14 protein-coding genes are annotated in these 14,161 nt (G+C 57.8%); 4 read left to right on the top strand and 10 right to left on the bottom strand.

Annotation, left to right across the window (positions count from 1 at the left end):
• Positions 1–34 precede the first annotated feature (34 nt).
• Positions 35–745: a tRNA-uridine aminocarboxypropyltransferase gene (locus tag JSY17_RS09440; RefSeq protein ID WP_117182770.1), complete on the bottom strand. Its 711-nt coding sequence runs from the start codon at positions 743–745 to the stop codon at positions 35–37.
• A 221-nt stretch (positions 746–966) separates the two neighbouring features.
• On the opposite strand from JSY17_RS09440, the gene JSY17_RS09435 reads away from it, so the two are divergent.
• Together JSY17_RS09435 and JSY17_RS09430 are read left to right on the top strand one after the other, a co-directional pair.
• Positions 967–1,386, top strand: coding sequence for a quorum-sensing-regulated virulence factor family protein (locus JSY17_RS09435; RefSeq protein WP_117164631.1), 420 nt, complete (start codon positions 967–969; stop codon positions 1,384–1,386).
• Positions 1,387–1,621: 235 nt separating this feature from the next.
• Positions 1,622–2,698 (top strand): LOG family protein, encoded by a 1,077-nt coding sequence (locus JSY17_RS09430; protein ID WP_206400862.1) that lies wholly within the window; start codon positions 1,622–1,624, stop codon positions 2,696–2,698.
• 21 nt (positions 2,699–2,719) lie between these two features.
• Here JSY17_RS09430 and recX read toward each other — a convergent pair whose 3' ends face one another.
• From recX to JSY17_RS09415, 3 genes are all read right to left on the bottom strand, one after another.
• Positions 2,720–3,184: a recombination regulator RecX gene (gene recX, locus JSY17_RS09425; RefSeq protein ID WP_117164629.1), complete on the bottom strand. Its 465-nt coding sequence runs from the start codon at positions 3,182–3,184 to the stop codon at positions 2,720–2,722.
• 8 nt (positions 3,185–3,192) lie between these two features.
• Entirely contained in the window at positions 3,193–4,257 is a 1,065-nt protein-coding gene (gene recA / locus JSY17_RS09420; RefSeq protein WP_117164628.1) for a recombinase RecA, read from the bottom strand.
• Between the two features lie 94 nt (positions 4,258–4,351).
• Positions 4,352–4,852, bottom strand: coding sequence for a CinA family protein (locus JSY17_RS09415; RefSeq protein WP_206400860.1), 501 nt, complete (start codon positions 4,850–4,852; stop codon positions 4,352–4,354).
• Positions 4,853–5,323: 471 nt separating this feature from the next.
• On the opposite strand from JSY17_RS09415, the gene mutS reads away from it, so the two are divergent.
• Together mutS and fdxA are read left to right on the top strand one after the other, a co-directional pair.
• Positions 5,324–7,891, top strand: coding sequence for a DNA mismatch repair protein MutS (mutS, locus tag JSY17_RS09410; protein ID WP_206400941.1), 2,568 nt, complete (start codon positions 5,324–5,326; stop codon positions 7,889–7,891).
• 238 nt (positions 7,892–8,129) lie between these two features.
• Complete coding sequence (gene fdxA, locus JSY17_RS09405) at positions 8,130–8,453, top strand: ferredoxin FdxA (protein ID WP_083185553.1); 324 nt, start codon at positions 8,130–8,132, stop codon at positions 8,451–8,453.
• A 567-nt stretch (positions 8,454–9,020) separates the two neighbouring features.
• Here the strand turns inward: fdxA and rpoS are convergent.
• From rpoS to ispF, 6 genes are all read right to left on the bottom strand, one after another.
• A complete protein-coding gene (gene rpoS / locus JSY17_RS09400) occupies positions 9,021–10,031 on the bottom strand; it encodes an RNA polymerase sigma factor RpoS (RefSeq protein WP_025258973.1) in 1,011 nt (336 codons plus the stop codon).
• A gap of 102 nt (positions 10,032–10,133) precedes the next feature.
• Positions 10,134–11,012, bottom strand: coding sequence for a peptidoglycan DD-metalloendopeptidase family protein (locus JSY17_RS09395; protein WP_117186479.1), 879 nt, complete (start codon positions 11,010–11,012; stop codon positions 10,134–10,136).
• A 192-nt stretch (positions 11,013–11,204) separates the two neighbouring features.
• Entirely contained in the window at positions 11,205–11,840 is a 636-nt protein-coding gene (locus JSY17_RS09390) for a protein-L-isoaspartate(D-aspartate) O-methyltransferase (protein ID WP_176767549.1), read from the bottom strand.
• A gap of 41 nt (positions 11,841–11,881) precedes the next feature.
• Positions 11,882–12,631, bottom strand: a complete 750-nt coding sequence (gene surE / locus JSY17_RS09385; RefSeq protein WP_117164622.1) for a 5'/3'-nucleotidase SurE — start codon at positions 12,629–12,631, stop codon at positions 11,882–11,884.
• The gene (gene truD, locus JSY17_RS09380; protein WP_117186478.1) at positions 12,619–13,677 is read right to left on the bottom strand and encodes a tRNA pseudouridine(13) synthase TruD; all 1,059 of its coding nucleotides are present in this window, start codon (positions 13,675–13,677) and stop codon (positions 12,619–12,621) included. Before truD ends, surE begins: the two co-directional genes overlap by 13 nt.
• A complete protein-coding gene (gene ispF / locus JSY17_RS09375; protein WP_025258969.1) occupies positions 13,674–14,147 on the bottom strand; it encodes a 2-C-methyl-D-erythritol 2,4-cyclodiphosphate synthase in 474 nt (157 codons plus the stop codon). The genes truD and ispF overlap by 4 nt, the downstream gene beginning before the upstream one ends.
• Positions 14,148–14,161: the final 14 nt, after the last annotated feature.

The following is a 14,161-nucleotide window of genomic DNA, read 5'->3' as shown; positions in this document are numbered from 1 at the left end:
TCAGCCTCTATCTGCCCAGCAGGCACTCGCGCCATCAAAGAAAAGCTTTCAGAAAACTGTGAGCGGCATCGTCCGGATCGATCGGTCTCTGGAACTTGGCCCCCAGATAATGGGCGCTGAATACATCCAGATAAGCATCCAGCACACGGCTGGCACTGTTATCTTCAGCCAGTTCCAGACAGAGCGCAGCGACCTCGGCCGTACAGAAGTGATCATCGCGACGGGAACGACGCAGCCGGTAACGCGAAATCTGCTCCGGCTCCAGGCTCAGTACCGGAAAGCGCTCCAGATACGGGCTCTTGCGGAACATCTTGCGCGCTTCGGTCCAGGTCGCATCCAGCAGAATGAACAGCGGACGCTTGCCATCTTCAAGAGCAACACGGGTCACGACCCGCTCTTTGGCGACGAACTCACCCGGAAAGACAATATAGGGCTGCCATTGCGGGTCATCCAGCAAGGCCAGCAACTGCTCGTCGACTTCGATGCGCGACCAGCCAAAGGCGTAGGTATCTTCGATGACATCAGCGATCAGCCAGCCGGTGTTGGTGGGCTTCAGCGGCTCGGTGTCATACATCAGCAGGCACATGCCCGAAGTGGCAGCGACTTCAGGCCGCCAGGCACACAGACAATAGCTGGAAATCACGCGGCAATCCGGGCAACGCGGTGCTCGGGAACCTCGGGCAATGAAGGGTTTGGTGCTACGGGCCAGACGCTGATCGCGCAGGCGGGAAACAGCATGGCTCATGGAAAGACACGCCCGCTGAAGAAAGGCATCGACACAGCAAGAACTCGACAGGGGTAAAAGTCCGCGCAGTTTACCAGAGCCCCGACGGTTCAACCTGCTTTCGACCCGACAGGTCCTATCCTATACTGGCGCGCCACTGGAGCCGCGCCATGGGCAGGTTATCCGGAACACACTTTGAAGTTGCTGGTCAAAACCGCCAGCCACTGAATCAGGAGAGTTTGATGCTGCGCCTCATCGCCCCAACCCTTACGCTTTTGCTTGTCGCCCCACTGGCCGCGCAGGCAGCGTCAAAGCAGGAATTCGAACTCAGCACCATGCTGGAAAAAGTCGCGAAGGAAAGCAGCATCGGCACGCCACGGGCAATCAACGAAGACATCCTGGACCAGGGTTACACCGTCAATGGCAAGGAACTGATCAACCACCTGAGCGTGCGTGCAGGCCAGGCGCAGCAGATGCGCGCCAACCCTGACGCCGTCCGCAGCCAGTTGGGCAACAGCGTTTGTCACAACAACGGTTACCGCCAGTTGATGACCAAAGGTGCCGTGCTCAAATATCAATTCACCGAATACAAGACCAATCGTCCGGTCATCAGCCAGACCTTCCAGGCTTCGGACTGCGCGGTCAAGAAATCAGGCAAGTAAACGACATCCCTCGCTGCATTGCGCGCCGTTACTCAGACGGCGCGCTCCCTTCGCCAAGCCCCATCCAGCCCGTTGCTACAGACAGATAATCGATAGCCTTTTACAGGAAAGCGGGACATTATCGAGCCATCATATAACCTGAAGAGAGCTTCAATCATCGGCAACGTACGATGCTTTATGATCCTGAGAGGAGTCTGGCCAGGATCAAATCATTCTGCAGGAGGAGAAATCTTGAATGCCGTATGTACCTAACGATGCCTTATCGCAACACTTTCAGAGCAATGGTCTGGATATCACCAGCAAGATCGAGGAGCACATCAATCAGGTCGCTCCAGACAGCCACAACCTGCCCTTGTACCGTGACATGATGCTCACCGTCCTGCGCATGGCCGAAGATGGCCGCAACCGCTGGGACGCCAAGATAACGCTGCAAACCCTGCGCGAACTGGACAGAGCCTTCCGGGTGCTGGAACGCGTCAAGGGACGCCGCAAGGTAACGGTGTTCGGCTCGGCACGTACGCCGGTTGAACATCCTCTTTATGCACAGGCCAGGGATCTGGGAGAAAAGCTGGCGCGCTCCGACATGATGGTCATCACCGGCGCAGGTGGCGGCATCATGGCTGCCGCCCACGAAGGTGCCGGGCGTAACAACAGCCTGGGCTTCAATATCACCCTGCCTTTCGAGCAGCATGCCAACCCGACTGTGGAAGGCACCGAAAACCTGCTGCCGTTCCACTTCTTCTTTACCCGCAAGCTGTTCTTCGTCAAAGAAGCCGATGCGCTGGTACTGTGTCCGGGTGGCTTCGGCACCCTGGATGAAGCACTTGAAGTGCTGACACTGATTCAGACCGGCAAAAGCCCGCTGGTGCCTGTCGTACTGCTGGATACACCGGGCGGAAACTTCTGGCAGAGCGCCCTGGATTTCATCAGGAGTCAGTTGGAGGATAACCGCTACATCCTGCCAGCCGACATGAAACTGATGCGTCTGGTTTACAGCACCGATGAGGCCGTCGAAGAGATCAACCGGTTCTACAGCAACTTCCACTCCAGTCGCTGGCTGAAGAACAAGTTCGTGATTCGCATGCATCACCCGCTCACCGGGCAGGCACTGGCGCACATCCGCAAAGCCTTTGCCGATATCTGCAGCAGCGAAGACTTCCATCAGCACGGTTATCAGGGAGAAGAGCACGACGAAGCGCAATTCAGTGACCTGACACGCCTCGCCTTTTCATTCGCCGGACGTAATCAGGGTCGGCTTCGCGAGTTGATCGACTACATCAACCAACCGGAGAATCTTGTCGCGAAAGCCTGATATCCGATACCGGATACCTGGCTAATCATCCTCGCCTCGGCCGCTCAACAAGCGGCCGATCATATCCAGCGAATAACCTCGATAGCTCAGAAAACGGCCTTGCTGGGCGCGTTCACGTGCATCGGCAGGCAGCCTGCCAAATTTGCGTTGCCAGGTTTCGTACAAGCGGGCTTGCCAGTCGACATCGCATTCTCTGAGCGCCTGCTCAATATCTCCTCGTTGCAAACCACGCTGCCCAAGTTCCTCACGGATACGCAAAGGCCCATAGCCTGAACGTGCCTTGGAGGAAACGAAGCTTTCAAGGTAGCGGGATTCAGAGAGCAGCCCCTCCTCGACCAGACGATCAAGGGCGGACTCGATATGCTCGGGAGAAGCGCCGCGCTGACGCAGCTTACGCGTCAGCTCGACCCGACCATGCTCGCGTCGCGCGAGCAGGTCCATTGCGGTTCGTCGTACGGCGACAGGGGTATCGAGCACAACTGGCATGAGGCTGATCAGATATCGGCGTCGATTTCAGCCATGTCATCGGCATCGACTGAATCACGGGAGCCCGCAGCCTTGGCGTCGACACCAGCAGCCAGCAGCTTGTCGCGAATCTGCTTCTCGAGTGCGGCACCGATTTCAGGGTTATCCGCCAGGAACTTGGCCGAGTTGGCCTTGCCCTGACCGATCTTGCTGCCCTGGTAGCTGTACCAGGCACCGGACTTCTCGACAAAGCCATGCAGCACAGCCAGATCGATGATTTCACCGTTGAGGTAGATACCCTTGCCGTAAAGAATCTGGAACTCTGCCTGACGGAACGGCGGAGCGACCTTGTTCTTCACGATCTTGACGCGGGTTTCGCTACCCACCACTTCGTCGCCTTCTTTCACCGCGCCAGTGCGACGGATATCCAGACGTACCGAAGCGTAGAACTTCAGGGCGTTACCACCGGTGGTGGTTTCCGGGCTGCCGAACATCACACCGATCTTCATGCGGATCTGGTTGATGAAGATGACGAGGCAGTTGGCGTTCTTGATGTTACCGGTGATCTTGCGCAGCGCCTGGGACATCAGGCGAGCCTGCAAGCCCACGTGCATGTCGCCCATTTCGCCTTCGATTTCAGCCTTGGGTACCAGTGCGGCCACGGAGTCGACGACGATGACGTCAACGGCATTGGAGCGCACCAGCATGTCGGTGATTTCCAGAGCCTGTTCGCCCGTATCCGGCTGCGAAACCAGCAGGTCGTCGACATTGACGCCCAGCTTGCCGGCGTATTCAGGGTCCAGTGCGTGCTCGGCATCGACGAACGCACAGGTTGCGCCTGCTTTCTGGGCCTGAGCGATGACCGAAAGGGTCAGCGTGGTTTTACCCGACGACTCCGGGCCGTAGATTTCGACGATCCGGCCTTTAGGCAAGCCGCCAATACCCAGCGCGATATCCAGACCCAGCGAACCGGTGGAGATAGAAGGAATAGCCTGACGATCATGGTCACCCATGCGCATTACGGCACCTTTACCGAATTGACGCTCGATCTGACCCAGGGCCGCAGCCAAGGCTTTCTTCTTGTTGTCGTCCATTGAAGTCCTCACGTAATCAAATTCAATTTAGGGCCTGAGCGATCAGAACACCTGTATAAGTAGACAGTATTATTCCACAGCGATGAGCGCTCGCCTACCCCTGTTTTGGCATTTCTCCAACAGCAAGCCGTATCAGCCCCTCTAGCGCGGCTTTCACCGTTTGTCGGCGCACTTCATCGCGATCGCCATCGAACTGTCGACGCAGAGAAATGAGCTCGTCGCCCATGCCCCAGCACAGCCATACCGTACCGACCGGCTTTTCAATCGAGCCACCGCCAGGCCCTGCCACACCGCTGACGGCCACGGCGAAACGTGCACCACTTTTTGCCTGTGCGCCGCGAACCATGGCTTCGACAACAGGCTGGCTGACGGCACCCACCGTCGCGAACAACTCGTCAGGCACATCGAGCTGACGGGTTTTCTGAGTATTGGAATAGGTCACATAGCCTGCTTCAAACCAGGCAGAGCTGCCGCCGATACGGGTAATGGCTTCGGCAATTCCGCCGCCGGTGCAGGACTCGGCGGTCGTCACCTGAGCATCGATAGCTTGCAGATGCTTGCCGAGAGCAGCGGCAAGCCGGGTTATTTCATCCACGATCTTTTCCTGTACCAACCGAACGAAGCGGGCAAAGCGGTCGCCTGGGCAACCGCTTGCCAGAAAGCCAACTATGACTCTTTTTTCCTGGGAGAGGGTTTGCGGATCGTCTCAACGGTTGTTTCTTTGGGCCGACGCCTGGCTTCATCAACTGTAATGAAGCGCCCGTTACCAGAATCCCTTGCTCGTTTGTTCTTCATATAAAAGTCCTTTTTTATGAAATGCCGCCCGTTATCGAACGGCGGTGCTGGAAGTCTATACAGGGCATCCGCGTCCCTGGGAGCCCTGAAACCTTCGGTGACGATACAGGAAGTGTCAGCCGCGCCTGCGTTGTGCAGGTGTGCGTGGTAACCTTGCGCCCATCGCAAAAACACGGCAGACAACCCTCGGCACCAGAGGGATTCCATGTCGCCCCCTGAAATTTGCCCCACCCTTCTAACGAACTTGCCTAACCTACTGATGAATAAAGCAATTTCCGATCTCTCTTCGCACACCCCGATGATGCAGCAGTACTGGAAGCTGAAGAACCAGCATCCCGATCAACTGATGTTCTACCGCATGGGCGACTTCTATGAAATTTTCTACGAAGACGCAAAAAAGGCCGCCAAGCTGCTGGATATCACACTGACCGCTCGCGGCCAGTCGGCAGGCCAGAGCATCCCGATGTGCGGCATTCCCTACCATGCCGCCGAAGGCTATCTGGCCAAGCTGGTCAAACTGGGCGAATCGGTGGTGATCTGCGAGCAGGTCGGCGACCCGGCAACCAGCAAGGGGCCGGTGGAGCGTCAGGTCGTGCGCATCATCACGCCGGGCACCATCAGTGACGAAGCCTTTCTGGATGAGCGCCGGGACAACCTGCTCGCTGCAGTTCTGGGTGACGAGCGCCTGTTTGGCCTGGCCGTGCTGGACATCACCAGCGGCAATTTCAGCGTGCTTGAAATCAAGGGCTGGGAAAACCTGCTGGCCGAGCTTGAGCGTATCAACCCGGTCGAACTGCTGATCCCCGATGACTGGCCTCAAGGCCTGCCAGCGGAAAAGCGCCGTGGCTCCCGCCGTCGTGCGCCCTGGGATTTCGAGCGCGACTCGGCCCATAAAAGTCTGTGCCAGCAGTTTGCGACCCAGGATCTAAAAGGCTTTGGCTGCGAAACCCTGACACTGGCCATCGGCGCTGCCGGTTGCCTGCTGAGCTACGCCAAGGAAACCCAGCGTACCGCATTGCCGCACTTGCGCAGCCTGCGCCACGAGCGCCTGGACGATACCGTGGTGCTCGATGCCGCCAGCCGCCGCAACCTCGAGCTGGATACCAACCTGGCCGGTGGACGCGACAACACCCTGCAATCGGTCATGGACCGCTGCCAGACCGCAATGGGCACACGCCTGCTGACCCGCTGGCTGAATCGTCCGCTGCGCGACCTGACAGTTCTCCAGGCGCGCCAGACCTCCATCGGCTGCTTCCTGGAAAGCTACCGCTTCGAGAGCCTGCAACCGCAGCTCAAGGAAATCGGCGATATCGAGCGCATCCTGGCCCGTATCGGCCTGCGCAACGCCCGCCCTCGCGATCTCGCACGCCTGCGCGATGCCCTCGGTGCCCTGCCGGCACTGCAAGAGGCAATGAGCAGCCTGGAAGCGCCGCATCTGCAACAACTGGCCAGAACCACCAGCACCTACCCGGAACTGGCAGACCTGCTGGAACGGGCAATCATCGACAACCCTCCCGCCGTGATCCGCGATGGCGGCGTGTTGAAGACCGGTTACGATACCGAACTGGACGAGTTGCAGTCCCTGAGCGAGAACGCCGGTCAGTTTCTGATCGATCTGGAAGCCCGGGAAAAGGCCCGTACCGGCCTGGCCAACCTGAAAGTGGGTTACAACCGTGTACACGGCTACTTCATCGAGCTGCCCAGCAAGCAGGCAGAACAGGCGCCAGCCGACTACATCCGTCGCCAGACCCTCAAAGGTGCCGAGCGCTTCATTACGCCCGAGCTGAAGGAGTTCGAAGACAAGGCACTGTCGGCCAAGAGCCGCGCCCTGGCCCGGGAAAAAATGCTCTACGAAGCCCTGCTTGAAGACCTGATCAGCCATCTGGCACCGCTGCAGGACACTGCTGCGGCACTGGCCGAACTGGACGTCCTGAGCAATCTGGCCGAGCGAGCGCTGAATCTTGACCTCAACTGCCCGCGTTTTGTCAGCGAGCCATGCATGCGCATCGACCAGGGTCGTCATCCGGTCGTCGAACAAGTGCTGTCCACGCCTTTCGTGGCCAACGACCTGTCTCTGGATGACAGCACGCGCATGCTGGTGATCACCGGTCCGAACATGGGCGGTAAATCGACCTACATGCGTCAGACCGCATTGATCGTGTTGCTGGCCCACATTGGCAGCTTTGTACCGGCCGCCAGTTGCGATCTGTCTCTGGTGGACAGGATCTTTACCCGTATCGGCTCCAGCGATGATCTGGCAGGCGGACGCTCGACCTTCATGGTGGAAATGAGCGAAACCGCCAATATCCTGCACAACGCCACCGATCGCAGTCTGGTGCTGATGGATGAGGTAGGCCGTGGCACCAGTACCTTCGACGGTCTTTCACTGGCCTGGGCTGCGGCAGAATGTCTCGCCCAGTTGCGCGCCTACACCCTGTTCGCCACGCACTATTTCGAGCTGACGGTATTGCCCGAGAGCGAACCGCTGGTCACCAACGTGCATTTGAACGCCACCGAGCACAATGAGCGAATCGTGTTCCTGCACCGGGTTCTGCCGGGGCCGGCCAGTCAGAGCTACGGCCTGGCTGTGGCACAACTTGCGGGGGTTCCAGGCAAGGTGATCACTCGCGCCAAGGAGCATCTGCAACGGCTGGAGACCACCAGCCTGCCCCACGAACAACCACGGCCAAAACCCGGTAAAGCGGCGGCACCGATGCAGAGCGACCTGTTTGCCAGCCTGCCTCATCCGGTGCTGGAAGAGCTGTCGAAAGTGAAAGTCGACGACCTTACACCTCGTCAGGCACTAGAGTTGCTGTATTCATTGCAAACTCGGATCTGACGCGAAGCGATACAAGCTGTTAGAATCCCGCGCGGTTTGGGATGCTCTCAGCTTTTAGCCTGGTTGGGCAGCTAATCGAGCCGCGTGAAAACGCAGCGAACCAAGGGTCGAGCGGCAGACAATACAGTCAGGCCGCTCACTCCAAGCACGTGTTTTTCACAAGGCCGGGAAACGCCCCGAACCTGGCAGCCCCTATCTGGAAGGGCGATGCCGCAGCCGCCTGAGGAGAAAATTAGAAATGACCTTCGTCGTCACCGACAACTGCATCAAGTGCAAGTACACCGACTGCGTAGAAGTCTGTCCGGTGGACTGCTTTTACGAAGGCCCGAACTTCCTGGTGATTCACCCGGATGAGTGCATCGATTGCGCGCTTTGTGAGCCTGAATGCCCTGCGCAGGCCATCTTCTCTGAAGATGAGATTCCCGCCGGCATGGAAAACTTCATCGAGCTCAACGCCGAACTCGCGGAAGTATGGCCAAACATCACCGAAAAGAAAGATGCCCTGCCCGACGCAGAAGAATGGGACGGCAAGACAGGCAAGATCGCAGATCTGGAACGCTGAGTTCCGGTATTGCCAAAGAGGCCCTTCGGGGCCTTTTTCGTGGGCGGGAAACAGATTTACAGGCAAAAAAAAGGGGCGGTATGACCCGCCCACATTTCTTCCCTAATCCCTGTAATCCTTTTCATCATCCTGATGAATCACTTCTTGCGATGTCCTTGACGGTCCTCCTTGACTGCCTGTGCCTGTCCGTTGGCACAGTTCCGATATTAGTGATTTTCAGGCCGCGGGCAACACCCGAAAATTTGCACGAATATTTCTTACCGTGCCGTTTAAAAAATAAAAACCCTTTGAATTCATTGAACTAGAAGAGTCTCAAGGCGGGAAAATCCTTTATCCGGCCCGACAAAGCCCTGATAACTTACGAAACGGGTAAGCAAAGGCTTACGTATATTGCGCATTTCTCTGGCAAAGCTCTGCCGAGCAGTTATGGACCTCCTGAACAGTCCTTCCTGGAGGGACGCCCAAGAGATCAGACAACTTTATAAGATGGGGATCATGTAAAAGGCCGATACGAACATTGGATGTTTGTATCGGCCTTTCGACGCAGAGGGAAGGGAGAGGAGAGGGTTATTGGAAGAGGGACTCGCTCGAAAGCCCATTCTTTTCGAGGATTTCACGCAGACGCTTCAAGCCTTCGACCTGAATCTGACGAACACGCTCACGGGTAAGACCAATCTCGAGACCAACATCCTCGAGCGTGCTGCTTTCATGCCCGCGCAAGCCGAAACGACGTATCACTACCTCGCGCTGCTTGTCGGTCAGCTCGGACAGCCATTGATCGATACTCTGGGAGAGATCATCGTCCTGCAGGAGCTCACAAGGGTCCGTAGGGCGATCATCAGTCAGCGTATCGAGCAGCGTCTTGTCCGAATCAGGCCCCAGAGAGACATCCACCGAGGAAACACGCTCATTGAGCCCAAGCATGCGCTTGACCTCGCCGACGGGTTTTTCCAGCAGATTGGCGATCTCCTCGGGAGACGGTTCGTGATCGAGCTTCTGTGTCAGTTCACGAGCGGCCCGCAGATAGACATTCAGCTCCTTGACCACATGAATCGGCAACCGGATGGTCCGGGTCTGATTCATGATTGCACGCTCGATGGTCTGACGAATCCACCATGTCGCGTAAGTCGAGAAACGGAAACCGCGTTCCGGATCGAATTTTTCGACAGCCCGGATCAGACCCAGGTTGCCCTCTTCGATCAAATCAAGCAATGACAACCCACGATTGACATAGCGCCTGGCAATTTTGACTACCAGCCGCAGATTGCTTTCAATCATGCGTTTGCGTCCAGCCGGATCACCACGTTGCGACAGTCTCGCAAAGTGGACCTCCTCTTCCGGGGACAGCAGGGGTGAAAACCCTATTTCATTGAGATACAACTGGGTAGCATCGAGCGCCCGAGTGTAATCAATATATTTATGTTGTTTGAGCGATGAGTTGTGCTTGGCTTTCGTTCGATCCGAGGCGGCAGTAGACGGCTGCTTCTCGTTCGAGTTGTCCTCCAGGACAATGCCGGTTTCCATGAGGAGCACTTCATCATCGATGTCAAACTCCGGCGCTTCGCTGCTAAGAGCCATTGTTATAGTCCTTTGGTGAGTTCGACCTCAAGCTCAGCGCCGCCTATATCCGTGGCAACGCTTGAGCCCATTCCCTCTGCGTCAGGAACAGGCTGACAACCATCAGCGGCGTGGCAGAAACTGCAGTGGATCTACAGGCTTTCCTTGGCGGCGAATCTCGAAATGCAACTTCACCCGGTCAGTTCCTGTGGACCCCATCTCGGCAATTGTCTGCCCTGCCTTGACCTGTTGCCCCTCCCGTACCAAAAGCCTGCGGTTGTGACCGTAGGCACTGACGTAGGTATCGCTGTGTTTGATGATTATCAATTCGCCGTAGCCCCGCAATCCACTTCCGGCGTAAACAACTGATCCATCAGACGCGGCTAAAACAGGCTGTCCCAAATCACCTGCGATATCAATTCCTTTATTCAAACTGCCGTTTGAGGAAAATTTTCCTATCAAAGTGCCACTTGCTGGCCACGCCCAACCTGTCGGGGACTTGCCTGCAATACCCACGGGAGTATCTCCAGCGGGAGGTATAACCACGGGTGTAACCGCGACCGGTTTGGAAATAACAGTGGTCTTGACCGAGCCGGAGCTGCTTGTACGGGTGGAAGTAGAGGAAACAGCCGGGGCTGGTTGTACTACGACCGGAGTGGAAGCCACAGTCTCGGATGTTGAATTTGAACGCCCGTCAAAGCGAATCGTCTGACCGGGTTTAATCGTGTAGGGCTCTGGAATCTGGTTGCGTGCAGCCAGTGCTTTCCAGTCCCAGCCGTAACGAAATGCAATGGAAAAAAGTGTATCGCCACGTCTCACGACATATTGTCCGGTCGTGACAGCAGGACGCTGTGACGTCACGTTACCGTTGCGATCAACAACACGAACACCGCCCGAAGGAGAACTGGCGCAGCCGACCAAGAGGACACTGAGTGCAATGCCAATCACCAGACGCTGATAACTTGTTGAACAATTTAGCTGCCGAATGACTCTGTGACTCACCCGCCACTCCCTTTACTGGTGACTGAATTCGAAAGATGCCTATTGTGCCGCAAGAACGGCGGGCAACCATTCATTAACGATGCCACGCCATTGTCATGCATAAATCATGTCGGCGATGTGATGCCATGCTGCCATATAGGCTGAGTAGACCGATGAGTGCGATCAGAATTCACTTTCAATTCCATTTGCGTATCAGGCCAGAGGCCCGTTGAGCAATGGCACGAATCGCACCGCTCCCAGTACGTGCCGGGAAAATCCATTTTCTTCACGCACGATCAGCATCAGTTGCTGCACTTCGCCGGAACCGACCGGAATCACCAGTCTGCCACCCGGCGCCAGTTGATCGAGCAAGGCCTGGGGCACATCGGTCGCCACGGCAGTCACGATGATGCCATTGTAAGGTGCCAGCGCAGGCCAGCCCTCCCAGCCATCGCCCCAGCGAAAGACCACATTGCGCAGGTTCAACTCCACCAGACGCTCCTTGGCCCGGTCCTGCAGCACCTTGATGCGCTCGACCGAGAAGACCCGCTCGACAAGCTGGGCCAGCACAGCAGTCTGATAGCCCGATCCCGTACCGATCTCCAGCACTTTGTCCAGCGGGCCGGCGGCCAGCAGCAGCTCGCTCATGCGCGCGACCATATAAGGCTGGGAAATGGTCTGGTTGTGGCCGATCGGCAGAGCCGTGTCTTCATAGGCACGATGGGCCAGGGCTTCATCGACGAACAGATGCCGGGGTGTCTTGCGAATCACGTCCAGCACACGGGTATTGGACAGGCCTTCTTCATACAAGCGCTGGATCAGTCGCTCGCGAGTACGCTGCGAGGTCATGCCGATCCCGCGACGTAACAGATCATCTTGCTCGCGTGACATCAGATCAGCCCCTCCAGCCAGGTATTCAGGCTATGGAAGCCGTCCTGATAGGTTCGATCCAGTTGCAGCGGAGTAATCGAGACATAACCCTGCATGACCGCATGAAAATCCGTGCCCGCCCCGCCGTCTTCCGCATCGCCGGCGGCGGCTATCCAGTAGCCGACACGACCACGTGGGTCGACGACTTTCACCGGAGCGGCAGCACGGGCGCGATGCCCCAGGCGAGTCAGTTGAATCCCGCGGATATGGTCGAGGGGCAGATTGGGGATATTGACGTTCAGCACCGTACGCGGCGGCAGGTCCAGTTGTTCATGGGCCTCGACCAGCAGGCGCGCATAGTGCGCGGCGGTCGCAAGGTTGTCCGGCTGGCGTGACAGAAACGAAAAGGCAAACGAAGGACGCTCCAGGAAGCGTCCTTCGAGGGCTGCGGCAACCGTCCCGGAATACAGAACATCATCCCCGAGGTTGGCGCCCAGATTGATACCCGAGACCACCATGTCCGGCTCGTGCTCCAGAAGGCCGTTGAGCCCCAGATGCACGCAGTCGGTCGGCGTGCCATTGAGGCCGATGAAACCATTGGGCAGCGTATGCGGGTGCAACGGCCGGTCGAGGGTCAGCGAGCTGCTGGCACCGCTCTTGTCTTGATCAGGGGCGATAACCACACAGTCGGCATAATCCGCCAGCGCCGCATACAGCGCCGCGAGACCGGGTGCAGTTACCCCATCATCGTTTGAAATCAGAATACGCATGGGCTATCCGTCTGCCCAACCGGCACCAGATCGACGAGTTCGCGCACCAATACAGTGGCAAAGCATCCGGGCGGAAGGACGAATTCCAGTTGCAAAATGTCAGGCTCGGGATAATGCCACGTCAAACGGCCAATGGGCAGCCGCAGTATGCGACGTTCGTGCTCCATTCCAGCCTTTATGAGCCATTCGCACAACGCTATCTGCTCAGCGGCAATGCGGTTTTCCAGTTCTGCTGTGGCACCACCCGCCGGGGAAGGTCCCTCGCCCCACTGCGGGCCGGTCGGATGCAGGTCCAGAATGTCGAGCCGAGGATCGCTGCATTCGGCAACACCGGCCGGGAAAAAGCTGCGGCTATCGGTAAATGCCAGCAGATCGCCTGGCTGGGCACGCTCCCAACTGCCATCGGCGACCCGGGCAGACAGCACGCGGTTGAACAGGTAGCTGCGGGCCGTGGACAGCAGCCGGGAACGGACATTGCGCTGCTCCGGCAAGGCCTTGCGCTCAGCGTAATGCCGGGCTTCGCCCAGATTGCCGCCCTGGTAGCCAAAACGCTGGGCACCGAAGTAATTGGGGACTCCCTTGCGGGCGATGGATTCCAGACGCTGATTCAGCGCGTCATGATCGGCATTCAATTGCGTCAGGCGCAGGGTGAAACCATTGGCCGCATGGGCACCGCGCTGCAGCTTGCGCTTGTGGCGGCTGCTCTTGAGGATCTGCAGGGTTTCGTCCTGGGCCGCGGAAAGATCAGGGTCGGCCTTGCCCGGCAGTTGCAGGCTGAACCACTGACGCGTGAGGGCCTGACGGTCCTTGAGGCCGGCGTAGCTGACGGTGCGCAACGGCACGCCTGCGGCACGGGCCAGGCGACGGGCCGCTTCCTCGGTGTTGAGGCCGCGTTTCTCGACCCACAGCCAGAGGTGTTCGCCATCTCCGGACAAGGGAATATCGAGCACTTCATCGACCTGAAAATCTTCGGCAGTCGCCTTGAGAACAGCGCTGCCCAGCGCTTCACCATAGGCCCGCTGGCCCAGCAGCTCCAGTTCGGTCATGCGCGCAGCAACAGCGCGACGGCATGCACCGCGATGCCTTCTTCGCGACCGACGAAGCCGAGTTTTTCAGTAGTTGTGGCTTTTACGTTCACTTGATCCAACTCAACCTGGAGATCTGCGGCTATCAAAGCACGCATCGCATCGATATGCGGGGCCATCTTGGGTGCCTGGGCGACGATGGTGGCGTCGACATTGCCGACTTTCCAGCCTTTGCCTTGCACCTGCTTGAGCACATGGCGAAGCAGTACACGGCTGTCTGCGCCCTTGAATTGCGGATCAGTGTCCGGAAAGTGCTTGCCGATATCGCCCAGCGCAGCAGCTCCCAGCAAGGCATCGCTCAGCGCATGCAGCAGAACGTCGCCGTCGGAATGCGCCAGAAGGCCGAAACCGTGTGCAATCCGCACGCCGCCCAAGGTAATGAAATCGCCCTCAGCGAAACGGTGCACATCATAGCCATGGCCAATACGCATAGAAAAACGCCCTG

The sequence above is a fragment of the Pseudomonas capsici genome (genome assembly GCF_017165765.1).
GTDB classification, from domain to species: domain Bacteria; phylum Pseudomonadota; class Gammaproteobacteria; order Pseudomonadales; family Pseudomonadaceae; genus Aquipseudomonas; species Aquipseudomonas capsici.
This window is presented reverse-complemented; position numbering and strand designations above follow the sequence as displayed.

Excerpts from the sequence above, each read along its gene's own strand:
- JSY17_RS09440 (WP_117182770.1), bottom strand. The coding sequence starts at position 745 with ATGAGCCATGCTGTTTCCCGCCTGCGCGATCAGCGTCTGGCCCGTAGC.
- JSY17_RS09435 (WP_117164631.1), top strand. The coding sequence starts at position 967 with ATGCTGCGCCTCATCGCCCCAACCCTTACGCTTTTGCTTGTCGCCCCA.
- JSY17_RS09430 (WP_206400862.1), top strand. The coding sequence starts at position 1,622 with ATGCCGTATGTACCTAACGATGCCTTATCGCAACACTTTCAGAGCAAT.
- recX (WP_117164629.1), bottom strand. The coding sequence starts at position 3,184 with ATGCCAGTTGTGCTCGATACCCCTGTCGCCGTACGACGAACCGCAATG.
- recA (WP_117164628.1), bottom strand. The coding sequence starts at position 4,257 with ATGGACGACAACAAGAAGAAAGCCTTGGCTGCGGCCCTGGGTCAGATC.
- fdxA (WP_083185553.1), top strand. The coding sequence starts at position 8,130 with ATGACCTTCGTCGTCACCGACAACTGCATCAAGTGCAAGTACACCGAC.
- rpoS (WP_025258973.1), bottom strand. The coding sequence starts at position 10,031 with ATGGCTCTTAGCAGCGAAGCGCCGGAGTTTGACATCGATGATGAAGTG.
- JSY17_RS09390 (WP_176767549.1), bottom strand. The coding sequence starts at position 11,840 with ATGACCTCGCAGCGTACTCGCGAGCGACTGATCCAGCGCTTGTATGAA.
- surE (WP_117164622.1), bottom strand. The coding sequence starts at position 12,631 with ATGCGTATTCTGATTTCAAACGATGATGGGGTAACTGCACCCGGTCTC.
- truD (WP_117186478.1), bottom strand. The coding sequence starts at position 13,677 with ATGACCGAACTGGAGCTGCTGGGCCAGCGGGCCTATGGTGAAGCGCTG.
- ispF (WP_025258969.1), bottom strand. The coding sequence starts at position 14,147 with ATGCGTATTGGCCATGGCTATGATGTGCACCGTTTCGCTGAGGGCGAT.